Source organism: Saprospira sp. CCB-QB6 (assembly GCF_028464065.1).
Classification (GTDB): domain Bacteria; phylum Bacteroidota; class Bacteroidia; order Chitinophagales; family Saprospiraceae; genus Saprospira.
Genome location: NZ_CP116808.1, coordinates 3,981,838 through 4,006,916 on the forward strand (window position 1 = coordinate 3,981,838; position 25,079 = coordinate 4,006,916).

At 44.9% G+C, this 25,079-nt stretch carries 16 protein-coding genes; 12 read left to right on the plus strand and 4 right to left on the minus strand.

Annotated features, from left to right (window positions below; translation table 11 throughout):
- Positions 1 to 192: 192 nt before the first annotated feature.
- The 8 genes from PPO43_RS15275 to PPO43_RS15310 all read left to right on the plus strand — a co-directional run bounded on the left by PPO43_RS15275 (position 193) and on the right by PPO43_RS15310 (position 12,586).
- Positions 193 to 1,269: a DUF4349 domain-containing protein gene (locus PPO43_RS15275; RefSeq protein ID WP_272619364.1), complete on the plus strand. Its 1,077-nt coding sequence runs from the start codon at positions 193 to 195 to the stop codon at positions 1,267 to 1,269.
- A 210-nt stretch (positions 1,270 to 1,479) separates the two neighbouring features.
- Positions 1,480 to 2,892 (plus strand): dihydrolipoyl dehydrogenase, encoded by a 1,413-nt coding sequence (gene lpdA, locus PPO43_RS15280; protein ID WP_272619366.1) that lies wholly within the window; start codon positions 1,480 to 1,482, stop codon positions 2,890 to 2,892.
- An 89-nt stretch (positions 2,893 to 2,981) separates the two neighbouring features.
- Entirely contained in the window at positions 2,982 to 3,848 is an 867-nt protein-coding gene (locus PPO43_RS15285) for a nucleoside phosphorylase (protein ID WP_272619368.1), read from the plus strand.
- Positions 3,849 to 3,926: 78 nt separating this feature from the next.
- Positions 3,927 to 5,897, plus strand: coding sequence for a ComEC/Rec2 family competence protein (locus tag PPO43_RS15290; RefSeq protein ID WP_272619370.1), 1,971 nt, complete (start codon positions 3,927 to 3,929; stop codon positions 5,895 to 5,897).
- 557 nt (positions 5,898 to 6,454) lie between these two features.
- Positions 6,455 to 7,225, plus strand: coding sequence for a cyclase family protein (locus PPO43_RS15295; protein ID WP_272619371.1), 771 nt, complete (start codon positions 6,455 to 6,457; stop codon positions 7,223 to 7,225).
- 106 nt (positions 7,226 to 7,331) lie between these two features.
- Positions 7,332 to 7,997: a peroxiredoxin gene (locus tag PPO43_RS15300; protein WP_272619373.1), complete on the plus strand. Its 666-nt coding sequence runs from the start codon at positions 7,332 to 7,334 to the stop codon at positions 7,995 to 7,997.
- Positions 7,998 to 8,282: 285 nt separating this feature from the next.
- Positions 8,283 to 8,681 (plus strand): GTP cyclohydrolase, encoded by a 399-nt coding sequence (locus PPO43_RS15305; RefSeq protein ID WP_272619375.1) that lies wholly within the window; start codon positions 8,283 to 8,285, stop codon positions 8,679 to 8,681.
- A 29-nt stretch (positions 8,682 to 8,710) separates the two neighbouring features.
- Positions 8,711 to 12,586 carry a CUB domain-containing protein gene (locus PPO43_RS15310; RefSeq protein WP_272619377.1) on the plus strand — a complete coding sequence of 1,292 codons (3,876 nt, stop codon included), beginning with the start codon at positions 8,711 to 8,713 and terminating at the stop codon, positions 12,584 to 12,586.
- Positions 12,587 to 12,831: 245 nt separating this feature from the next.
- Here PPO43_RS15310 and PPO43_RS15315 read toward each other — a convergent pair whose 3' ends face one another.
- Both PPO43_RS15315 and PPO43_RS15320 read right to left on the minus strand, forming a co-directional pair.
- Entirely contained in the window at positions 12,832 to 13,752 is a 921-nt protein-coding gene (locus tag PPO43_RS15315; RefSeq protein WP_272619379.1) for a DUF4846 domain-containing protein, read from the minus strand.
- Between the two features lie 195 nt (positions 13,753 to 13,947).
- Positions 13,948 to 17,205, minus strand: a complete 3,258-nt coding sequence (locus PPO43_RS15320; protein ID WP_272619381.1) for a CHAT domain-containing protein — start codon at positions 17,203 to 17,205, stop codon at positions 13,948 to 13,950.
- 170 nt (positions 17,206 to 17,375) lie between these two features.
- Here PPO43_RS15320 and PPO43_RS15325 point away from each other — a divergent pair, with 170 nt between their 5' ends.
- Positions 17,376 to 18,866, plus strand: coding sequence for a hypothetical protein (locus tag PPO43_RS15325; protein WP_272619383.1), 1,491 nt, complete (start codon positions 17,376 to 17,378; stop codon positions 18,864 to 18,866).
- Positions 18,867 to 19,074: 208 nt separating this feature from the next.
- Here PPO43_RS15325 and PPO43_RS15330 read toward each other — a convergent pair whose 3' ends face one another.
- Together PPO43_RS15330 and PPO43_RS15335 are read right to left on the minus strand one after the other, a co-directional pair.
- On the minus strand, positions 19,075 to 19,410 hold the full coding sequence (locus PPO43_RS15330) for a hypothetical protein (protein ID WP_272619385.1): 336 nt from the start codon (positions 19,408 to 19,410) through the stop codon (positions 19,075 to 19,077).
- 22 nt (positions 19,411 to 19,432) lie between these two features.
- Positions 19,433 to 20,056 carry a hypothetical protein gene (locus PPO43_RS15335; RefSeq protein ID WP_272619387.1) on the minus strand — a complete coding sequence of 208 codons (624 nt, stop codon included), beginning with the start codon at positions 20,054 to 20,056 and terminating at the stop codon, positions 19,433 to 19,435.
- Positions 20,057 to 20,624: 568 nt separating this feature from the next.
- On the opposite strand from PPO43_RS15335, the gene PPO43_RS15340 reads away from it, so the two are divergent.
- From PPO43_RS15340 to PPO43_RS15350, 3 genes are all read left to right on the plus strand, one after another.
- Positions 20,625 to 22,904, plus strand: coding sequence for an ATP-dependent helicase (locus tag PPO43_RS15340; RefSeq protein ID WP_442985462.1), 2,280 nt, complete (start codon positions 20,625 to 20,627; stop codon positions 22,902 to 22,904).
- Positions 22,904 to 23,695 (plus strand): hypothetical protein, encoded by a 792-nt coding sequence (locus PPO43_RS15345; protein ID WP_272619391.1) that lies wholly within the window; start codon positions 22,904 to 22,906, stop codon positions 23,693 to 23,695. The genes PPO43_RS15340 and PPO43_RS15345 overlap by 1 nt, the downstream gene beginning before the upstream one ends.
- A 340-nt stretch (positions 23,696 to 24,035) precedes the next feature.
- Complete coding sequence (locus tag PPO43_RS15350; RefSeq protein WP_272619393.1) at positions 24,036 to 25,061, plus strand: acyl-CoA reductase; 1,026 nt, start codon at positions 24,036 to 24,038, stop codon at positions 25,059 to 25,061.
- Positions 25,062 to 25,079 lie beyond the last annotated feature (18 nt).

Here is a 25,079-nt window from a genome sequence, read left to right on the forward strand (position 1 = left end):
ATTTGGGGCCTCCCGCAGCCCTTTTATTTGGGGCTGCGGGCGCTACGTTTCGCAGCTCGCAGGTCGCTCGGCCCTGCGCAAAAAACAAGTTTTTGCTGGGTCTGCGGCTTTGCCGCACTGCCTACCATCGCTAGGCCATTCGGCCTTCGGCCGCTAGGGAACTATCTCTCCACTGCTAATTGCCTAAATCGCATGAATAAAAAAGCATACTTACTTTTAGCCCTGCCTTTTTTCTGGACCGCCTGTCAATCGCCTCCTACGCAAGAGGCCATGGCCCAAGAAGCGGCCAAAGAAAATGCTGCCCAAGAAACGGCTTATCGCTTCAAGCAATGGAGCCGGAAAATGGAGGCTTCTACTATTGATAGTAGTAGCCAATCGATACAACTACAACGCCTTAGTCTTAGCTTAGATGCTTCGGCCAAGGAGGAGGTCAAAGCTATTTTGGCCCAATATGACGATAAAGAAAACCAAGCACCCGATAGTTTGTTTCAGGAAGATGCGCCGAGCAAAAAGACACGCCTTCCCATTGAAAATGGGGCTGTTTTGATTGGGGTGCGCAACTATGAGCAAGCCTATAAGAAAATCAAGGAGTTAGCCGCTACTTATCAAGCTGAAATTATTTCTGAGGAAGAAAAAGGCAGCGATTTGCAATTGGAGAACACCTTGGTCCTACAACTGCCGCCTAGCAATTTCCAAATCTTTTTGGAGGAGCTGCGGGAGCTATCGGTTGTGCTGCGAGAAAAGCGCATTTGGCGCCAAGATTTGGGCGGTCAATTTGTGGAGCTCGATAGCCGATTGAAAAATAAGTATTTGGCCAAAACTCGTTTGGAGAGTTTGATGCGCAATGCGCAGGACGCTCAGGCTATTTTGCCTATTCAAAGAGAGCTGGACCAGATTACAGAGGATATCGAGTTGCTCAAGCAGAGCGTCAATTTGATGTTGGAGAAATCGGCCCATAGTAGCATTACTTTGACCTTTTACCAGGAGGTAAATCCTGAGGAAAAGGTACAGCAGGCTGCTTTTGGCAATCGGATGGCAGAAGGAGCGCAAACGGGTTGGACCAATTTCAAGGAGTCTTTGGTGAGCATGGCTTACCTTTGGCCCTATATACTACTTGGCCTTATCTTTTCGCTAACAGCGCTTTTTGCGGCCCGCTCTAGCCGAAAAAGAGCCCAGGAAGCCAAACTAAAAGCCTTTCAGGCGCAGCAAGCTTGGCTCATGCAGCAAAAACAGTTGCAGCAGCCCAAGGCGCCCAAGGATAGCGAATAGGCAGCTTGGCTGCCTTTGGGCCAACGGCCCAAAACGGCCTAGCGCTGTGAAGGGGTGGCCGAAGGCCAGACCGAGCCAGCAAAGCTGGCGAAGGGCCGAGCAGTCTTGCGAGCCCCGCAACCTAGCGCCTGCCGCAGGCAGGAGGCCCCAAAAAATATTAAAAAAATCTCTTTTGGGAAGAGCATTTCCCAACTATAAAAAACGAGCAAGATGAAGTACGATCTCACCATCATCGGATCTGGACCTGGCGGTTATGTAGCTGCCATTCGCGCAGCCCAATTGGGCCAAAAAGTCGCTATTATTGAGCGTTATCCTACTTTGGGCGGAACCTGCCTGAACGTGGGTTGTATTCCCTCAAAAGCGCTATTGGATTCTTCGGAGCATTTTCATGCGGCGGAGAAAAAATTCCAAGACCACGGCATTAACATTTCTGGACTTTCTGTAGATTTTGGACAGATGGTTAAGCGTAAAGATGAGGTGGTTTCGCAGACTTGTGCGGGGGTAGAGTTCTTGATGAAAAAGAACAAAATTACCGTTTATACCGGCCACGGAAGCTTTGTGAATCGCAATACAATTCAGATTGTGCCCAAAGATGGCGAAGGGGAAACGCAGACGATTGAAACCGATAAAGTGATTATTGCTACGGGTTCTAAGCCTGTTTTGCCTGCGGCTTTCAACTATGATAAGCAGCGTGTTATTAGCTCGACAGAGGCCTTGAACTTGAAAGAAGTGCCTAAGCGTTTGTTGGTCATTGGTGCTGGAGTAATTGGATTGGAATTGGGTTCTGTTTATGCTCGTTTGGGCACAGAGGTCGAGGTCATTGAGTACCAAAATGCTGTTTTGGGTGGCATGGATGCCGATTTGGGCAAAGAAATGCGCAAAGTGCTCAAGAAAGAATTGAAAATTAACTTCCACCTCAACCACAAAGTAGAAAGCGTAGAAAACCTAGGCGAAGAAGTTGTTTTGGTTGCTGAGGCGCGCAAAGATGGTAAAAAATTGGAGCTCAAAGCGGATTATTGTCTAGTGGCTATTGGTCGCCGTCCTTATACAGATGCTTTGGGACTAGAAAATGTGGGAGTAGAATTGGATGAGCGTGGACGCGTCAAAATTGACAATCACATGCAAACCAATGTAGAGGGTATTTTTGCTATTGGTGATGTTGTTCGTGGGGCTATGTTGGCCCATAAAGCCGAGGAAGAAGGCGTTTATGTTGCGGAATACATCAGTGGTCAGAAGCCTCATATCAACTACAATTTGATTCCTGGCGTGGTTTACACTTGGCCTGAAGTGGCTGCAGTGGGCCAGACAGAAGAAGAATTGAAAGCGGCCAAAGTACCTTACAAAGTAGGTAAATTCCCTTTCAAAGCGCTTGGTCGCGCTCGTGCTTCTGCGGATACCAATGGTTTTGTAAAAATTCTATCGCATAAAGAAACCGATGAGGTATTGGGCGTGCACATGATTGGTGCTCGTTGTGCTGACCTCATTATTGAGGCGGTAGCGGCCATGGAATTCCGTGCTTCTGCAGAGGATATGTCTCGTTATAGCCACCCGCACCCCACTTTCACCGAGGCGGTGAAAGAGGCAGCATTGGCGGCTACAGAAGATCGCGCCTTGCACAGCTAGGTCAAAAAGAACTGAAATGAGGAGCAACAGCTCTTGGACCGGTGCCAAGGGCTGTTGCTTTTTTTTATAAGAAGCTAATAACAACAACTATGAGTTTAGCCGCATCAGAATTGATTTTGAATCCCGATGGCAGCATTTATCATTTGAATATGCAGCCCGAACAATTGGCCGATACCGTTATTTTGGTTGGAGATCCAGAGCGAGTGAGTAAAATCAGTTGCTACTTTGATCGTATAGATACGGAAATTCACAAAAGAGAATTTGTGATTCATACAGGAGAATTGGGAGGGAAGCGCATCACGGTCATGTCGACAGGCATGGGGACGGATAATATTGACATTGTCATCAATGAGCTAGATGCTTTGGTCAATATTGATTTAAAAACAAGGACCCTCAAAAAAGAATTACGCAGCTTAAAGCTCCTACGGATTGGTACTTCGGGCAGTTTGCGGGAGGATATTCCTGTGGGGAGCTTATTGATGAGCCGTTATTCGATTGGCTTGGAAGGTCTATTGGGCTTTTATGAGCGTCCGATCAGCGAAGACGAAAACTTATTGGCTAAAAAAGCCCAGGCTTTGTTGGCTGAGTTAGATTTTGGTATTCGTCCAGAAGCCGTCAGTTGTGGAACAGCACTATTAGAGCAATTTCGTCCCGCTGGTTTTTTGGAGGGAATTACGCTAACGGCAACGGGCTTTTATGCCCCACAAAACCGGGAGCTTAGAGCGAAGAACCGCATGCCAGCTCTATTGTCGAAGTTTAGAGCCTTGGAATTTGATGGATATAAAGCCACCAATTTAGAAATGGAAACGGCTGGGATTTATGGCTTGGCTACGGCATTGGGCCATCAGGCCCTTTCGCTAAATGCCATTTTGGCGAATAGAGAGGCTGGGATCTTCCACGATCAGCCTAAAAAATTGGTCAAAGAACTGATAGAGAAAAGCTTGGAATTAATTTAAAGTATACGATAGTTTTATAGGTCGTTTTTTTAGTTTATATTGAGGGTGATTTATTTAAAGTTACCTCAATACAGACTTATGAACTGGAGTACGATTCCATTTTTCCGTTTACTATTACCTGGCTTATTGGGCCTATTGTTAGCCTATTGGATGCCTTGGGCGGCTGCGGCCCTTTGGGGTGGTTATTTATTTGGGGGGCTATTGCTTCTTTTATTGCTTGGGCAGTATTTGGGGCGATATTCCCCTTTTTTTTGGCGTTTTTGGGGTTTGGGTTTGCAGCTTTTACTCTTATTGGGTGGTTATATTTGGACCTATGAGCGGGTTTTGCGTCCAACAGAGCAGCCGATTCCATTAGTTTGGACCGAGTTTCGGGCTAGGGTAAATAGTTTACCTCAACCGAAAAGCAAAACGGTACAGCTAGAGTTGCAACTAGCCCATTATTATGAAGCGGAAAAAGGCTGGCAAGTTTGTCAAGAGCCGCTTTTGTTGTATTTGCCCAGAGATAGTCAGAGTTTGGCGCTAAATTATGGGGATGAATTGGTCCTTTTGGGCAAGCCCAAGGCTTTTGAGGCCCCAAAAAACTATGGTCAATTTGATGCTCAGGCTTATTATGGGCAAAAGGGGATTTCGGCCCAGATGTATAGCAAAAACTGGCGTTTAGCGGCTAAGGCGGCGCCTAGCTTTTGGGGCATTTTAATTGATTGGCGTTTATTTTTAAAAGCGCGATTGCGGCGGCTAATTCCCGATCAGGATGCTGCTTATTCGGTGGCGGCGGCTTTGATTTTGGGAGATAAGACCGATTTGGACCAAGATCTTCGGCAGGCTTATTCGGCCACAGGGGCTAGTCATGTTTTGGCCGTTTCGGGCTTGCATGTGGGCCTATTGGCCAGTATTTTAGGGGCCTTAATCAAATTATTTAGGCGAAGATCGGCCTGGCGTTATTCTTTTCGAGAGGCGGTCTTATTATTATTAGGCATTTGGTTATTTGCCTTATTGACAGGGGCGGCTCCTTCGGTTTGTCGGGCGAGTAGTATGTTTTCGCTTTTGATATTGGGGCAGTGTTTGGGTCGAAACTCCTCGATTTACAATAGCCTTTCGGGCTCGGCTTTTTTGCTCTTGCTTTATGATCCAGCTAATTTATGGAATTTGGGTTTTCAACTTTCTTATTTGGCTGTTTTGGGCATTGTTTATTTTCAGCCTAAGCTCTATCGTTGGTATTATTTTTCTTTTTGGCCCCTGCAATACATCTGGGGCTTGTTTACGGTTTCTTTGGCGGCGCAATTGGCTACTTTGCCGCTCACGCTCTATTATTTTCATCAGTTTCCGACCTATTTCTGGTTGTCGGGTTTGTTGGTGGTGCCCTTGGCGGGCATCCTTTTGCCTTTGGGCATGGCGGCCTTATTGTGCTTAGATATTCCCATTTTGGGCGGACTTTTATCCTGGGCGCTCGTTTTTCTTTTGCGCTTGATGAATGGGGCAATTTTGGATATGGAAACTTGGCCATTGGCCAAAATTTCGGCTTTTGAGTTGGCCCCTTGGGAGCTACTATTGGCTTATTTGGCCATTTTGTCTTTGGTTTTGAGCTTAGGATGGCGGCGGATAACGCCCTTATTGCTAGGCGCTTGTTGTTTATTGTGCATTTTGGGCCATAATAGTTGGCAGCAGTTAGAGGCCGAAAAGCAGGCGCATTTGCAGATTTATCAAAGCAATCGAGGGCTTTATCTAGATTATTTTTATGGCCGAACGGCCTATAGTTATTATGACTCGACGGCTTGGTCTTCAGCTCGGCAGCGGGGATATTTATCGGCGGGAAGTCAGCGGCGGGCCAAAATCAAAAAATTGGAAGAGCAGCCCGTTGCTAGTAAGCAAAATCAATGGTTATTATTGGGCCAAAAGCGGATATTGCTTCTTTATCAGTGGCCAGCGCATTGGCCCGAAAAAAAGATCGATTACCTTATAGCGGATACTCAGCTTTCGGATAGTTTGTTGTTGCCCATTATGCAGCAGCAACCCAATATGCAACTGATAAGAACTTCTTTAGGGAGATGATTTGGGGCCCGCGGCCAGCAAGCTGGCCGCCGCTAGGTTGCGGGGCTCGCAAGACTGCTCGGCCCTTCGCCTTTCGCTGGCTCGGTCTGGCCTTCGGCCACCCCTGCACAGCGCTAGGCCGTTTGGCCTTCGGCCACTGTAGGTTGAAACCTACAGCCAATTAACGAATGCATTTCTGTGTTCAATGGAGGGTTGAAACCCTCCATAAATAAACATTTTAGCTCTTGTTTGCTGTAGAACTCATTATGAGCCGATGGTTTTAACCTTCGGCTCATTTTTATTGCGCTTAGTATGGCCGCTTTGGTTGCTGTGGGTTTTAACCCACAGGTATATACATCCATCCTACAGGCGGCGAAGCCGCCGCAGGCCTAGGGATGGACAGCAGTGGCCGTTAGGCCAGACCAAGGCGCTGAAAGCGCCGAAGGGCCGAGCGAACAGCGAGCTGCGAAACAGCCCGCCGCCTTTGGCGGCAGGCCCCAAAAAGAATAAAAAAAGAGGGGAAGCTCAGAAATATTTAATTTTTTCCGTAACTATATTGAGCACTAAATCCAGATAATATGAAAAAGCGAAAAATTATAGACCTTTCTAAGGCGATACGGGAAAACAAGCGAGATCCTTGGTTTATGCGGGTAAAAATCAAGCATAAAAAGCATCGTCAGGCGCGTTGGTTAATTCGTTTATTGGGTTTGCCTTTTCGATTATTTCCCAAGAATTTTGAGGGTTGGGCGGATGATTATATAAGTATGGGGGTGCATTCGGTAACGCATATAGATGCGCCTTGGCATTACTCGCCTACTTGTGGGGGGCAGCGGGCAAAAACCATAGATGAGATTGATTTGGGGGATTGTATAGGGCCTGGATTAGTGATAGATATGTCGCATAAGGCTGATTTTGATCCAATTACGGAAGCGGATATTCGTGCTTTTTTGGAGCGGGAGCATTTAGTTTTAGAAGAGGGGATGATTGTGTTGATTCGGACAGGGGCGGATAAGTATAATGGAGAGCCAGATTTTCATCAGCGGGGAACGGGAATGAGTGCAGAAGCCACTCATTTTTTAATTGATCAGGGGATAAAAGTGATGGGCATAGATGCTTGGGGCTGGGATACGCCTTTGCCTGATCAGATTCGGCGGGCGAAAAAGGGGCGAGATCGTAATATTTTTTGGGAGGCGCATTTGGTGGGGCAGGAGAAGGAGTATTGGCATATGGAGCAGTTGGTCAATTTGGATGCGCTGCCTTATTCGGGTTTTGAGCTGGCTGTATTTCCCTTGAAGATAGAGGGGGCATCGGCTGCACCTGCTCGGGTCGTGGCTTTTTTGGAAGAATAGTGTGTTTTGTTAAGAGGGTCACAAAAGTAAAAAAGACAAAACAATACCTTCAGGAGGACATTTAAAAGGAATCATCATTTAAATGTGTTTAATAAAATAATAGATTATGGAAAACCAGCAAGGAGAAAAAGTAGAGGTATATAATATGCCTCGCATTGGTGATCAGGCGCCAGATTTTACAGCAGTAACGACAAAAGGAAGCATTACCTTTTCGGATTATGCAAAAGATAAGTGGGTTGTGCTTTTTTCACATCCAGCGGATTTTACTCCTGTTTGTACCACTGAAATGAGTGGATTTGCTTTGCGTAAGGCGGAGTTTGAGGCTTTAAATACGGAATTAATGGGTTTGAGTATTGATAGTATTCATGCGCATTTGGCTTGGGTAAACAATGTGCGTAAAAATACAGGCGTTTATTTGGACTTTCCCATTATTGCCGATATTGATATGAAAGTATCTAAGCTATATGGAATGTTGCAGCCCAATGAGAGTGATACGGCAGCGGTGCGGGCGGTATTTTTTATTGATCCCAAAAAGAAAGTTCGCTTGGTTATGTATTACCCATTGAATGTGGGCCGCAATATGGATGAGATTTTGCGTGCGTTGGAGGCTTTACAGGTATCTGATGAGCACAAAGTGGCGATGCCATTAGACTGGCGAAAGGGGGATAAAGTCATTGTACCTCCGCCCAAAACTTTGGAACAGATGGATGCGCGTTTGGCGGATGATTCTTGCGAAAAAGTTGATTTTTATCTAGCTAAAAAGTCGTTATAGTAAGTCATAGCTTAATTAGCAAAAGGCGATTTAATTTTTTTATTTCTGTCAAGCAGTTGTTGATTCTGGGTCTTTTCTCTTTGGAGGGGAGGCCCTTTTTTATATATGTATTTCGTTGATTTGCAAAAAAATCGAAAAAAATGCGCTAAGGGGTATGAAATGCGTTAAAAAGACGTTTAAGATACTATAAGTCCTAAAGTCCGTTTTGGTTACAATAAAAAATTGCTATTTTTAAACTAAAGCAATAAAATTTTACGATTAGCTCACTGTTCAAAATCCCAAAATATGAGATTTAACCTTACGTTAATTTTCTGTGTATTTGTAGGTTCCTTTAGCCTAAATGCACAAGCAACTCTCCAACCTACCGAACCTTCAGCCAAAATTGAGGAGGTTTATGGTACAAATTACCAACAACAAAATCCAGGTATTTATGCTCAGCTGCAGGACTTACTCCAGCGTCGGGTTGAATATTTAAATTATCCTATTGAGGCGGATGAGAAGTTTCCCAAATTGTCAGAATTGCCTCTGAGGAATAAGAACAATCGAAACATAACTAGAGATCAGCGATTTAACCAGCTTACATTCAATCCATTAAAATACGGAATAGACTTGTTTCCCCAGACAAAAAAGGTCTATCGATTTGATAATGAGCCATATTTAATTGTCATTCTCCCCGTAAAATAACTCCCTTTTTCACCTAACTCTTTTTGGATATGAAAAATTTTTATCTGTTTTTATGTAGTATATTTTTTATAAGCCTTTCTTTTGATGCATCTGCGCAAAATCGTACGATGACAGATGGTGGAAGTATCACGGCTTGCTCTGGTACCTTATTGGATCCAGGTGGAACAGGAAATTATGGAAATAGCGAACTAGTTACTTATACGATTTGCTCGGGAAGTACTGATGAAGTACAACTGGCCTTTAGCTCATTTTCTACAGAAAGCTGTTGTGATGATCTGACAATTTATGATGGAAGCAGCACCTCAGGAACACTAATCGGTACTTATGCTGGGACAACAAACCCAGGTACAATTACATCTACCACAGGTTGCTTAACCTTGGTTTTTGACTCTGATGGATCAGTCACCTCTTCTGGTTTTGAAGCAGCTATTAGTTGTGTGCCCTCTGGTGGAGGAGGAGGTGGTGGAAGTAGCTATACTATGACAGATGGTGGAAGTATCACGGCTTGCTCTGGTACCTTATTGGATCCAGGTGGAACAGGAAATTATGGAAATAGCGAACTAGTTACTTATACGATTTGCTCGGGAAGTACTGATGAAGTACAACTGGCCTTTAGCTCATTTTCTACAGAAAGCTGTTGTGATGATCTGACAATTTATGATGGAAGCAGCACCTCAGGAACGCTAATCGGTACTTATGCTGGGACAACAAACCCAGGTACAATTACATCTACCACAGGTTGCTTAACCTTGGTTTTTGACTCTGATGGATCAGTCACCTCTTCTGGTTTTGAAGCAACTATTAGTTGTGTGCCAGATCTAGCAGGAGGAATTACTATGTCTAATGGAAGTACAACCTCTTGCTCTGGAACTTTTACCGATGATGGGGGACTATCAGGAAACTATAGTAGTAGTCAAACTTTAGTGTATACTATTTGTCCGAATGCCGTTAATTCTAAAGTACAAGCAGATTTTACGAGCTTTGAGCTAGAAGATAGTTACGATTTCTTAGAAATCTTTGATGGTAATTCAACTTCTGCTTCTTCTTTGGGAACCTATACTGGAACAACTGGGCCTGGCTTAGTATCAGCCACTCCTGCAAATACTTCGGGTTGCCTTACATTTCGATTTACTTCTGACGGCTCTACAACTGAAGCAGGTTGGGTGGCAACAGTGACTTGTACAAATAGTTGCCAAACAATAAACTCTGTACTAGTTTCTACTTCTCCAGCTGCTGATGCCGATGGAGTTATTCGCCTTTGCCAAGGCCAAACACTTTCTGTGGTAGGTAGTGGAACTTTCTCTAACTCTGGAGCAGGTGCAACTTATGATTGGGATTTTGGTGGTGGAGGAACGGCTTCGGGAACTTCAGCTTCTTATAGCTATGCTACAGCAGGTAGTTATGAACTTGACCTTAATATTACAGATACAGATGGTTGTGTAAATGATAATGTGCTCGACCAAGTAATAGAGGTTTCTACTACTCCTACTTTAACTACAACGGCTACTCCAGATCCTCTTTGTTTGGGAGAGAGCTCAGCCTTAGATGCGACAGTAACTATGAATACTTTTGTATTTAACTGTGCTCCCCCTGTGAGTGGAACTACTTTCCTACCTGATGGTTCTGGAGTGTCTTATTCTACTTCTACAACTGTAGATTGTTATCCCGCTGCAACTACGGTTACTGCTGCTACAGATATCCAAAGTATTTGTGTCAATATGGAACACTCTTATCTTGGTGACCTTCAAATGACGATTCGTTGTCCGAATGGCCAATCTACAGATTTACACACTTATCCTGGAGGTACTAGCACTTTTTTAGGTGATCCTTATGATGATGTGACTAGTGGACCTGGTGTAGGTTATGATTATTGCTTTACTAATACGGCTACAGATCTTTTAGTGGATGGACCTACTATTACATCACCTATAGAAGGAGGTAATACAGTCACCCCTGGCGACTATTTGCCTTCAGGAAGCTTTGCAGACCTTGTCGGCTGTCCGCTGAATGGAGACTGGACCATCGAAATTACAGATAATCTAGGCTCTGATGATGGATATATTTTTAGTTGGCAGATGGGTTTTGGTGCCTCTATTCAGGCTATTGGTAGCTTTACACCCACTATCGCTAGTCAAGGCTGGCAAGCGGCTGCAGATCTCAACGCTACCTCTGTTACCACTGCAGATGTAACTCCTACAACTACAGGTACTACATGTTATACCTATGAAGTTGTTGATAATTTTGGCTGTACTTATACTACGGACGAATGTGTACTCGTGAACGCTTTGCCCACTGGCGCAATTAGCGGAACAACCGATATTTGCGATGGAGATAATACCACGCTTACAGCAACTGGTGGAACTACCTATAACTGGGATAATAGTTTGCCCACTGGTGCTAGCCAAACCGTTTCTCCGCTAAATACAACTACTTATACGGTAACAGTAACTGATGCTAATGGCTGTACTACTACTGCAGCAGAAACAGTAAATGTTACTTATAACTCTACCACACCAACTATCGCTCCTATCGCAGGGACTTTCTGCCCCAATACCGATGTTGTCCTTTCTGCTGCTGGCGGAACAGCTGGAACAGCCTCTGACCTCTATTGGTATTCTGGCCCTAATGGCTCTGGTACTTTGTTAGGCATCGGTAGCTCAATTAACTATACAATTCCTTCAGGGGGTTCTACCGTTTATGTTCGCCGCGAAGGTAGTTGTAACAATACTGCAGATGATAGCGAACCCATTTTGGCTAAGGACTATATTTATGCCCTAAATGGAACCTCTACCAATACCTACTGTACTGACAACCTAGGCTGGCACCATTTCTATAATGGCAATGAAATCATTTTCTCTGTCCGAGGTGACCTTAGCGGAGCCCCCGCAGGCTATCCTATTGCTACTATTTATGATAATGGCGCCTATTACCAACAAACTCAAGGACCCGCTACTGCTGCCGATTGCTCTACAGGGGGAACTCCTGGTGAGGAACGCTTCGAAATGGAACGTAGCTGGAATCTAGACTTTGGTGGTGGTGCTCCTATCGGTGGCTATGAAGTACGTTTCTACTATCAGCCTGCAGAAAAAACGGCTATCGAAACGGCCGCAGCTAACTGGATCGCAAGCTATCCCGCCTGCGCTTACACTTATAAGTATGCTACTCCTAACGGCTTCTACTGGTTCAAAAACTCAGGAAGTAATTATGCCGCTCCACTCTATGATGATACACATTATAGTGCTAGCACAGGAACTACCACCAATGGGGTAAACTACTCTGAATGGACGGGGATTCCTGGCTTCTCTGGCGGATCTGGCGCAATTATCCTAATTCCTGATCCACTACTGAATACCGAATGGAGCTATCTCCGCGCTCAAGCTATCGGCCAAATACACCGCGTCTACTGGGGCGTGGCCCAAGAAGAAGAAGTGTCACATTATGTTGTGGAACGTTCTGCCGATGGAATTAACTTTAGCGATATGACGGAGGTAGCCGCTCAAGGCCCTTCTGCTAACGAGCTAAATTATAGCGCCGACGATATCGCTCCTCTAGAAGGAATGAATTACTACCGTGTAAGAAGCTTCCTCGCTAATGGCGAAACCGAACTTTCTGAGGTGCTTGCCCTTCAATTCGCTCGCCCAGATCAATTGGTCGCTAGCTTCTTCCCCAATCCTACCAAATCGGAACTCTTCTACCAAGTAGAGGGAAGTATGCAGGAAACGGTAGAAATCCAACTATACGATCTATTGGGCAAAAAGTTGATTAGCCAAATGGTCCAAATCCAAAGCGGACACAACCAATTGCAAATCAACCTTCCCAATGACCTACCCGCAGGCAATTACTTAATCCGTGCTCAGCACCTTGAGTCTGCCCGCAGCTATACCGACAAAATTCAAATTGACTAGAAACAATTAGAATTTAAATGAGAACTGCTCTTCGCCTATTTTGGGGAAGAGCAGTTTTTTTTATACAGAAAGTTGTCCTGCTGTTTTGGGGCCTCCTGCCTGCGGCAGGCGCTACGTTTCGGGGCTCGCTATTACTTGCTTCGCTGCGTCGGCTCCCGTTGGTCGGGTCGCTCGGCCCTGCGGCGGCAGAGCCGCCTGGGTCTGGCCTGCGGCCCCCCCTGCACATCGCTAGGCCATTTTTGGCCCTATTTTCTACCCGAAAAGCTATGTAGGCTACCTACTGCAAAGTTCCACTCTGGAGTATATAAAATCTCATCTTCGGCCAAAGAAAACCATGGACTTCCCCCAGCTTGCAGATTGCGCAACAAATGAATCTCTTGAGCCGGCATATAACTTTGGGCCAATAAGAATTTCTTTTGGCCATTTTGGTCCTTGGCTACCCCCATAACTAAGACGGCATGCCCTGGAAATCCCCCTTGCAAAAACAAATCTCCAGCTTCTAATTGGGCCAAAGGGCGTTTGGGCAATTCGGCAGCTAAAGAGGCTGTACCCGCAAACATAAATATCCGCTGCATATAGCTCCGAAAGTTTTTATAACTATAATCTACTTGGCCCTTAGCTTCAGAAAAATAAACTCGATTGCCCTTAACTATTGGTTTTTTGCCCCTGGCCCAATCCGAAAAGCGGACCCGGTCGCCAGAAGTAAAGTTGAAGAAAATGGCTTCATAATCTTTTTTTGCATAGGCATATTCGGCATAGAGCCGCATGACGGCATCTGCGCATTGTTGCAAATCAGATTGGCCCACATCAATTTGAATCACTCTGGCCGCTCCCGCCTGATAGGGTTTTTCGGCCCCATGATACAAATGGACCTTATAGCCTTTTTCATAAAGCGGCAAATCAGCTAACCAAGCGCCAAAACTGCCTTTGGGCGCAGATACCCAACTAAACCCTTTTGGTGGGGAAAAAGCATCGGCCAGTCGCTCGGCAAAGATGGGTTGCGCTAGCCAAGGGAATTGCAGGCTATCTTTTTGGCTAGGGGCTTGGTTGACCACCGGAATGGCCCTTTGAGCTGCTTCTTCTTGCTGTGAAGATATGGTTTTGGGCGTTTCTTGGCAGGCGCCAAAAATTAGTCCTGCTAAAGCTAAGGCAAATGGTTTTTTCATAGAACAAAGCGTTTGTAGATAAAGGGGCCGAAGCAGAAGCTTGGGGCAAAGTAATAAGGATGAGCGGATGAGCGCTGCGCAGCGGTGGCCGCAGGCCAGACCTAGGAGCGAAGCGACGCAGGGCCGAGCATACTTGCGAGCCGCGAAGCATAGCGACCCGAGCCGATAGGCGAGGGGCAGCCCCAAAAAATGTTCTTACTTTTGATATAAACCTGCTTTTTGATCCTTTTTCTTCCAGCGCAAAACAATGTAGAGTAAAATGAGAATAGATAAACCGCTAGAAAAAATAGTGGCCAATAGGATCAGTTTGCTGCTCCAAAAATCAGGCTGTAATTGAAGGGGCTTGTCGTTACCTAGTTGAATAAAGGCGGCCCAAAAGGCAGGGTGTTGGGCCAGGCCTTCGGCATGTTGTAGGTAATTGAGCTTGGCCTGTTGAAGGGCTTGGGATTTGCTGTTCCCGGCAGCTAAATTTTTATAGTATTCTTGCATCAAATAGGCGGTGCTCAGGTCGTTGACTTGCCAGAGCGAGACCAGTAGAGCGGGCACTTTAGCATACATAAATGAGCGGGCCAAAGAGGCAATTCCATTACCTTCTTGGAACTTTCCCAAGCCAGTTTCACAGGCCGAAAGGACCAGTAAATCGGCTTGTAGGTTCATTTTTGCAATCTCGTGCGCCTCCAAAAAGTTATTTTCTATCGAATCATAATTTTCGCTAAAGGCTAGGGCCGACAAGAGTGGTTGTCGGGGGCGGAGCAGGCCGTGCATAGCCAAGTGGATGACTGCAAAATTTGGGGCTAATCGTTTAAAATTGGCTTCATTGGCGAGGCTATCATAGAGGAATTGGCCAGAAAACTCTTGGGCCAAAAAATCAATTTCTTGGCGAGCGGCAGGTAGAGGACTCAAATGGGAGCGCAAGCGCTGCTCTTGCATTGAGCGTAAAGCGCCAGCTTGATTAGTTTGGCCTTCATAGCTAGCCGCAACCCCTAAAAACTGTCCATTATTCTGAGGTTTTTGTTGGTTGTTTTCTTGCCAAAGCGCTAGCGAATAATTATAGTAAATAGCGTAGTCTTTAATCAAATAAGGCAGTTCAGCATAACTGCTATTGGCCTTAGGCGCTTTGTTTAGTAGGGCCTCAAAAGGAATATGAGCAAGAGCTGCATCTGGAATAATCAGTAGTTGTTGGATGCCCTTTTGTTGTGCTAAAACTGGAGCAACAAGCTGTTGGTAAAGTGCTTGACCTTCTTTTAAAAAAAGCGCTCGTGCTTGGGCTGAGTCCGATTGGATAAAAGGATAATCACTTAGACTCTTTCTAAAATTGTTAATACTTTTATTCAGTTGGTCTAGCTCGATAGGGATTGTTTTAGCAACCAAATTTCCCTTTTTGGGGAGTAAAAAGATATATATTTTTGAGGGTTGGACCAAATAATTGAGAATAGCTTCTCCTTCTTGTAGCTCAGCTTGAAGTTTAGTCTTGTCTAGCCAGTTAATTTCTTCTAATTGAGCGGCTTGAGGATATTTTTGGTTTAAATCAAGGCGTAATTCTTCTAGTTGTAATTTGGCTTCATTGGCAGCAATAAGCAAACTATCTTTTTGCTTTGCATCAAATGTTTTGTCTGCTGCAATTCGGATAGATTTCCAATTATCCTCTAATTGACGCTGTTTTTCCTGCCATTCTTTGGGAAGATTGCTAAGGCTGCGGCCTGCTTTTTGGGCCAAATGTTGGCGTAACAAGACCGTTTTGTTAAAATCAGAATAGCTGAAGGCACGAGCCCAGTCTTTTTCAGTCATAGCCTGTTCACTAGCGCGAACTACCCATTTTTGCTGTGTTTTTAAACTCTGTAGTTTATCAGCTTCGGCACTCATGTTTTTGCGTTCATTTTCCAGCAGGGAGATGGCCGTTTGCTCAATTTGGTCCAAGCGTTTTTGGTAGTTTGAGGGTTGTGTTCGCTGTAAATAGGTATAATAAAGCTCTAAGCTTTTGAGCAAATCAGTATTGATTAAAGGAGCGTGCTCCAAGATTTGCTGTTGCCATTGGGCTTCATCCTTTAATCCTACACTTTTATTGGTACAATGTCGAACCACTTGGTCAATATAGGCCAAGGCTTCCTCATCTTGTTGGGCCGCAAAGAGGTAAATGGCCAAGCTATTTTTGCTTCGCAAAAGTTTTGGGCTATCAGGGCCTAATACCGTCTCCTGAATGCTTAAAATATCTCGATTGATGGCAATTGCTCTGTCTACATCCCCTTTAGCTTCCCACAAAATGGCATAGTCATATAAAATACGAGCGTAGGTTAGACTTCTATCTCCTCGATTTTTGCGTACCCACTCCAATACCTCTTGATAAGCGGCATCCGCTAGCTCATATTTTTTAGCTACAGTATACACATAAGCTAGATTTGATAAATTATTGACATAACTACCGTGGCTACTTCCTTTAGTCTTCTTAATAATCGCTACAGATTGTTGAATAGCTGCTAAACTTTTTTCAAAGTTTCCCAAACGCATATAAACGGCACCAATATTATTCAGACTTGTGGCATAGTCTATATTTTGTTCCCCTAGAAGCGCTTTTTCAATTTCGGCAGCTTCTTGCATCAAGGGCAGGGCATCATGTAAACGATCAAGCTCAATATAAAGGGCTCCCAAATTGCCTAAGGCCGCAGCATATCGTTTGTCCTGAATGTTTTGAGTTTTATAAATTTTAAGCGCCTCTAGCAGAAGGGGCTCGGCTTCATCATATAATTCTAGGCGGTAGTAGTAGGTCGCTAAACTATTGAGTTGGCTGGCATAAGCGATGCTTTTTTCTCCAAAAGTTTCTTTAGCCGAAAGCAAGGCTCGTTGAAATAGTAGCAGTGCTTGATCTAGCTCATCTTTTTCTAAGGCCAAATTGGCCAATTCTTTATAAACCCTAGGAAGAATGGAGCGTTCTGCTTTGGGCAAGCCGGAAAGCTTTTGGACCAAGCTATTATATATGCGACTAGATTCTTCCCCCTTTTCTAACATGCGAAAACAATAAGCAATGTTAAAGTCATTGTCTATGCTTAGGCTATCAGACTCTTGAAGCTCTACATAAGCTTGTTTTAACGCTTGCAGACGAGGAAGCGCCTGCCCAAATTCTGACCGTTTTTGAATATAAAAATTCCCCAATAACTCTAAGGTTTTTGCATAATCTTTTAATGCTTGGGGTTGCTCTTTTTGCCATTGCTCGGCCGCCAAATATTCCTTTAGCGCCAGACTATCTTCGCCTTTTCCCTCATCTAAGCCCCAAGCTAAGAAAAACCGTAAACGAGCTTTTTCTCTAGCCGATATTTTAGGGGTTTTTAGTTGTTTTTGAGCAAGTTGGATCATCTTGTCATATTCCCCTTTTTGGGCCATTTCCTCAAAAGGTTGATCAGAAATTTGGGCAAATAAAGATAGCGGAATTAAAAAAACTAGACTAAATAAGGTTTTCATAGGCATGCTGGTTTTGTTCTTCTCAATTTACAAGCTATAAGGAGAATTATTGTGAATTGTGACATCTTTTTTAGCTGCAAACGCATTTTGCCCTTTGCTATTTTATACTCCTTCAGGCAGGCCCCTGATTTAAAAATTTTATCTTTGGCCAAACCCACTAAAACAGTTTTATGCCTTACTATTTATTTTTTCTATTGTTCTTAGCCCTTCCGCTTTCGGCCCAAAAAATGGCCAGTGAAGATACGCTGGTCGTTACGCCCAGAATGCTGGCTGAAGAACCCGAAGAGCTAATTGCCGAATTTGATACGAGTCGCCAAAGCCCTTACATTCTCTACTTTCCGATGCGTTACGCTCGCTTTATTTTTACACCAGAAGATAAAGCCCTAATTAACAGCTTGACTGATACGATTGTGGAGCGCATTGATTTGGTGTACACGGTTTTTCGACAAGATAAAAGCTTTGATCAAGTCAAACTCAATGAGGACCGTTACGAAATGCTACATTGGTTTTTTCCTCAAGCCTTCAAATCTAACCTTATCGAGTGGCGGTTGGTGGCCCAAGATGGCGCTAGCGATTATGAAACCGCCCGCACTTATTTTCACGGCTTTGTAATTTATCTCAAACCTCACCGCCTTACCGCCGAAGATGGTAGCATCCTTCGCACAGTAGATGATGTTCGAGTGGACCGACCAACTAGCCGCCTTTTGCCCCCAGAAGAAGAAATTGCCTTTATCGAACGAACAATGGATGCCGCTTTGGGCAAAACAGCCTATAAAACGGTCCAAGATTCTACAATCGAATGGGTAGAAAAACGAACTTGGACGGGCAAATACCTACACAGTAACCCTAAAAAACGCAAAAATGGAAAACGCTATAACAGCAAAAAAGGCCTTTTTGGAAAAAAACGCCCCAAACAATATGTGACCAAAAAAATCAAAGAGGTAAAATTAACCGAAAGAGAGGTCGCTTACCGAGAACCCCCTTCGGCCGCTTCTATTTCTGCAGCCTTGGAGCAGCTCGATAGCGATACAGTCGTTTATAAATACCTCACCGAAAAAGCCGAAGATTGGTCAGGCCACCTCATTGTCCAAGATGTAACGGGCAGCATGTATCCCTATATCACGCAAACACTGATCTTTATTCAGTCTCAGGCCAAAATGGACAGCACTAAAAAGTACCTGTTTTTCAATGATGGAGATGATAGCCCCGATGGTATGCTGGGCCGATCTGGTGGAACCTATTTTGTCGGCTCGCCTTCTCCCGACCGTATCAAAGAAGTGGCCTTTTCAGCCATGAAAGCTGGCCGCGGTGGCCGCCCTTCTGAAAATGACTTGGAGGCTGTCTTGGCTGGTCTCGATCGCTATCCCGAATGCACAGGCGTTCTTCTCATTGCCGATAATTTTGCCCGAGTACGCGATATGCCATTGCTCAAAAAAATTGAAAAAATGGGCAAAAAAATCGATGTCCTTATCTGCGAAACGGGTAAAGAGGGACAAGTGGGCGTAGATTATATTCGCATCGCCAGCCGAACGGGCGGCTCTATCTATACTCTGGAAGGCGAGTACCTCAACCTAAGTGATATGCAAGATGGAGAAATCCTGACAATTGGCCCACAACAATTCCGCAAATCAGGCAAAGACTTTATTTTACTGAATCCTTAGTTGTAAATGATTTTGGGGCCTCCGCTGCGGCTTCGCCTTGCGGCGCTACGCTTTGGGGCTCGCAGGTCTGCTCGGCCCTTCGGCGGCTTTGCCGCCTTGGTCTGGCCTGACGGCCACCCCGCCGCATCGCTAGGCCATTTGCGCCAATAAAAAACAAGCCCCCTGAGCAATTGCTCAGGGGGCTTGTCAGCTAAACCTATCGTTAGTTTTATTCTTTCACTCTAGCCAGCGCTTTGATATTATCACTGCCCGTTTTCATCATATTGATATAGAGGCTGTCATTTTCAATCTTAACTACAGACATATTAAGGCTAACTTTGCCTTCTGCGTTAATCAATTCAATGGTGTTGCCAAAAATGTGGTAGCTTCCTTTCTGAACATTGTCGCCGCCAAGTTTTAGCTCCATCGTTTCATCTGGATTAAATTTGACAAAGATCAATTCATTTTGCCAGCTGCCCATAAGTTGTTCTTTTTCAAAGCTGCTACAAGCAGTAACTAAAAAAAGGCTAAGGGCAAGCAGGGAAAACATAAGTTTACGTAACATCTAAAAAAGGGTTGAAGGATAGTTAATAAGCCTCACAAATGTCTTGCATCAGCGCCGAGAAGTCTTTGGGGGCTTTATATAAGTGATCATTGTAAGAAGTGGCGCTCAGCTTCAAGTTAATCATTTGTCCATTAAGTTTGCATAAGGTGAGCATAATATTACCAAAAATTTGGTCCATCTTATGGCCGTAGGGCAGGCCAAACTCTCTGGGAGGTTTAAGGTAATAGCGGGCCATTTCTTCCTCAAGGCCATCTCTTTCCGTTACCTTGACCTCGGCTAATTGTAGGCGGTAGCCGCCTTGCTTAAACTGTTGCTTAAAAAAATCAAAGAGGCATTCAAAATCCATCGGGCGCCAGCGTTCTTCGTCAAAGTGGATGACAAAGCCGCTAACAGAAGGGATAATCATAAAATGGATGGCGGCTTCGGCTTGGCCGCAGCAGCAATAGTCTTGATATTGGGCATAAAGCCAATCGAGCATTTGCTCTTTGGTGTTAGAGGCCAACCATTGTTGAAAGTAGGTCAGAAAGTTTTCCTTTCGGTCCAGTGTCTCATGTCGAATAAGTGTTTCTTCGCTAGGGCATTTAGACTCAGGCGTTTGGGGCCTGTTTTCGCCAAAAAGCCCTTTTATTTGGTTCCATAAACTCATATATATTGGCAAATCCTAGTTTTTTTTTGAATAAGGCAAACCTATATTTTTTTGGAAGTAGCTTCCTTTAGGGTCGCTTTTTTATTGGATTGGTCGTAATTTTGGGCCAGCTTTGCGCTGATTCTGTCTATCCAAACAGTTTTAGAGCTTGAAGGTTCATAGCTATCAAGGCTTGGGCCAATTGGCTGGGGCAGGCGAGCGAAGCGAGCCGCAGGCCACAACAAGCCCTTTAGGGCGCAGTTCGACGACCAACGGGAGTAACCGATGTGCAGGGGCGCTGATCTGCTGGCTTTGGTTGGACCGGCGCGCGACGCGCCCCGCAGGCCTAGCGATGTGGAGGGGTGGCCGAAGGCCAGACCGAGCCAGCGAAGCTGGCGAAGGGCCGAGCGACCCGACCAACGGGAGCCGACGCAGCGAAGCAAGTAATAGCGAGCCCCGAAACGTAGCGCCTGCCGCAGGCAGACAACAAGGCGCAAGCCGCAGTTCGACGACCAGAGGGAGTAACGCCCCAAAAAATAACAGACATTTGAGGAGCAGATTGTTTTTGCAAACCGAGAAGAAAGAAAAAATGAGTGATTATTTATCAGGATTAAACGATATACAATATAAGGCGGTCACGCATATCAACGGCCCTTTGCTGGTGATTGCTGGCCCTGGATCGGGAAAAACGCGGGTATTGACTTATCGCATTGCGCATTTGGTCAAAACAGGGATCCCGCCTTGGGAGATTTTGGCGCTTACCTTTACCAACAAGGCTGCTCGAGAGATGAAAGAGCGGATTTCGGGGGTAGTTGGCGATAAGGCCAATCAAATTTGGGCGGGAACTTTCCACTCCATTTTTGCTCGGATTCTGCGTTCGGAGGCTGAGAAAATTGGTTTTCCCTCCAATTTTTCGATTTATGACGCCTCAGATGCCAAAAGTGCAATCACGGCCATTATTAAGGCGCAGGGTTTGGACCCCAAAGTATATGTGGCCAATCGAGTTTATAGTCGGATTTCTATGGCTAAAAACCAATTGGTTTCGCCTCAGGCTTATGCGACCGATCCCGATCGAATTATGCAGGACAAGCAGGCAAAAATGCCTTATATCTATAAAATATATGACCTTTATGTGAAGAAATGTGCGCAATCTGGTGCCATGGATTTTGATGATTTGTTGTATCAGATGCACCGATTGTTGGAGCAAAATCCCGACAATGTGGTGGAAAAATACCGCAAGAAATTTAAATACGTTTTGGTAGATGAGTTTCAGGATACCAACTCTTTGCAGTATGGAATTATCCAGTTGTTGGTGAATTATCCAGGCAGTCCCAGAAATATTTGTGTGGTAGGCGATGATGCGCAGTCTATTTATGCTTTTCGGGGGGCGACCATTCAGAACATTTTGGATTTTGAGCGAGATTATCCCGAACTAGTGGTGTATAAATTGGAGCAAAACTACCGTTCAACCAATTATATTGTGCAGGCGGCTAATGATGTGATTGCTTATAACAGCAAGCAGATTCGCAAGAAAATCTTTACGGATAAGGGGACGGGCGAGCAGATTAAGGTGATGCGGGCCGTGACGGATAAGGAAGAGGCGCGTTTGGTGGCCGAGTCTATTGTAGAGATGAAAAATCGCTTACATCTGAAGAATGAAGACTTTGCGATTTTGTATCGGGTCAATGCGCAGTCGAGAGTATTTGAAGAAGCCTTGAAGAATAAGCGTTTGGCTTATAAGGTTTATGGGGGAATGTCTTTTTATGAGCGCAAGGAAGTAAAGGATACCCTTTCTTATTTGCGGACCATTATTAACCCCAAGGATGAGGAAGCTTTGGCTAGAATTGTCAACTACCCTGTTCGAGGCATTGGCGATACGAGCTTGACTAAGCTTCGGGCTGCTGCGGCTGAAAGAGGTTTGGGCCTATGGGAGGCCTTGAAAGCAGCTCCTCAATTGGGCATTGGGGGCCGTGCTGGCCGTTCTATGGTAGAATTTGCGGCCATGATAGAAACCTTTCAGCGTTGGGCCGAAGATGATGATGCCTATGAGTTGGCCAAAAGAGTGGTTCGGATGACAGGCATTAACGATCATCTCAAAAAGGACAAAACAGCAGAAGGGCAGGCTCGGGTAGATAATGTTCAGGAGCTATTGGACGGAATCAAGTCCTTTGTAGAAGAGGATGAAGTGGATGAGCTGCTTGATGACGTTCAGGATAAAAGCTTGACCAGTTATTTGCAGAATATTGCCCTAATTACAGATTTTGACAATGATGCGAATGAAAACGATCGAGTTAAGTTGATGTCGGTACATGCGGCCAAGGGTTTGGAGTTCCCCGCTGTATATATTGTGGGCCTAGAAGAGAATTTATTCCCTTCTACTATGGCCTTAAAAGCTAAAGATAGCCGTTCGGCTACGGATGAAGAGCGCCGCTTGTTTTATGTGGCGATTACTCGGGCCGAACAATACCTAACGTTATCTTATGCTTCTAGTCGCTATCGTTTTGGAAAAATGCAGTACAACAACTCCAGCCGCTTTTTAGAGGAGATTTCTCCTTCTTGTTTGGCCTTGGCCCAACCTATGGGGAATCGAGCAACAGTTTCTGGTGTAAATCGCTATCAAAATAGCCGCCCAATGGCCAATTCTGGCCGACAATTACGCAAAAGTGAATTGCCGAAAATCAAAGATTTTCAGCCAAGTCCTGTGCAAAAGCTATTACCTGGGGTAAAAGTGATGCACGAGCGTTTTGGCAAGGGCAAAATTATAGCAGTGGATGGGGGCGACAAGAAAGTAGCCACTATCTTATTTGGTGAACGAATTGGCGAAAAGCGCATTATGCTTAAATACGCCAAACTTATGATTGTAGACTAATGGGAAGACTAGCCGTAATTTTACTTACCGTCATGGTAGTCACTACTTTTTTCTCTATACATATTTTATTGCGCCACTATAATCGCACAAGAAAGCGATCGCTCAGTAAATTATCGGATAGAGAGTTTTTAGCGGCTTTTGCCATGAATAATTATGTACTGAGCATTCCTCAGCTTCAAACGATGTCTTCATTGACTTCTATGGAGTTGAGTATGCGGATGCAAGCTTGGATGAATCTAGCCGCTTTCCGTACGCTTTATGATGGTTCCGATCAAGTGATGTATCAACTCAAGGCCAATTTGCCGCAATTGGATCGGCCCTTATCTACAGCCAATAAATCATCTAAAGAGTTGTTGGAGGCTTTCCGCCCCCTGCATTCTGGTCGAGAAATCAATATTGCCGAATTAGTCTGGGTTTTTGATTTAGAACTGAACGAAGCCCGCAAACTACTTAAGGAATGGGTGAAATTGGATTATCTCAAAAGCTATTACGATAGTAATTTACAGCGTTATTATAGCTTTAAGGAGCAAGAACTCAAGGGTAATTTCCGTTTGGCTCAAGAAGTTGAAGCGCAACGTATAGAACTAGATGATGCTAGCCTGCTTAAATTGGCTATAGAACATGGAGGCAAATTAACCGTTAGCCAACTTTGTCTAAAAACCAAAAGCAGCCTAGACGAGGCCCAAGATCGCTTAGATGAACTTTATGATAAGGGCGTCTTTTTCTTGGATATCGATGAGCAAAAAGGCAAAATTAGTTATGTGCTTAGAGAGCAAGACCTGAAGGTTTAAATTATGATTTAAGGCCCTTCTTTCTGGCTCAAAACCTAAGTTTTGGGCCTTTTTTATGCCATTTATTTTAACAGCTAGCAGGCGGCGAAGCCGCCGCAGGCCTAGCGATGTGTAGCAGTGCGGCGAAGCCGCAGACCAAGGCCGTTAGGCCGCAGGGCCGAGCGACCCGACCAACGGGAGCCGACGCAGCGAAGCAAGTAACAGCGAGCTGCGGAACGTAGCGCCTGCCGCAGGCAGGAGGCCCCAAAACAACAGCCTTCAAAACATATTTTAAATAACTTATTCGTTCTAGCTCTTTTTTTTTGCGAACTTTGCGCCGAACACATATTAAAAATAGAGCATGATGGATTTTGCGGCGCGCAAGCAAGCGCTAATTGATTTGGGGCAATTGTTGGCCTCTGAATATGGGCAGGGAGAAATGCGGAAACATTTCCCTTTGGCTTATCGACAAAATGGTTGGTTTCGGGCGGAGGATAGCCAAAAAGCTTTGGATGCCTTAATCAATAACTATTTGGCGGAGGCGGAGCTCAACGCTTTTTTGGCCAATTATCAGCCAGAAGATTATCCTATTAGTAAGCGAGTGGGGCTGGTTTTGGCTGGCAATATTCCTATGGTGGGTATCAAAGATATTTTGCTTTGTTTTTTGGCGGGACATAAGGCCCTAATTAAGTATTCGTCTAAGGACGCCGTTTTGATTCCGGCTCTTTTGGCCCTTTGGAAGCAGCAGCAACCCGCTATTGAACCCTATTTTGAGGTGGTCGATCAGCTTAAGAATTTTGATGCGGTGATTGCTACGGGCAGCGATAATTCAGCCCGTTATTTTGAACATTATTTTAGCAAAAAGCCGCATATTATCCGCAAAAATCGCAAGTCTGTAGCGGTCTTATCTGGAGATGAAACGGAGGAGGAAATCTTGGCCCTAGGTCGCGATATCTTCGATTATTTTGGTTTGGGCTGCCGCTCTGTGGCCAAAATTTATGTGCCCGAAGACTTCAAGTTTGAGCAGTTTATGCAGCGCCTAGAGGCTTTTACGCCCCTAGAACACCATAGCAAATACCGCAATAATTACGACTATAACCGCTCTTTGTACTTGCTCAATGGCCAAGAACATTATGTGAATGCGGTGCTTTCGCTTTTGCCCTTGCCCGCCCTAGAATCCAGAATTGCGAGTCTGCATTATGAGTTTTATAGCGATTTAGAGGATCTAGAACAAAAATTAGCCGAACATTGGGACAAAATTCAGGTTTTATTGAATCAGAAGCTTCCCATTGAGCGCCCCTCAGTGGCTTTTGGGCAGGCACAGCAGCCCAAATGGACCAATTTTGCCGACGGAAAAGATACCCTAGCCTTCTTGCTAGGCCTATAATTTTATTTGATAAAAAGG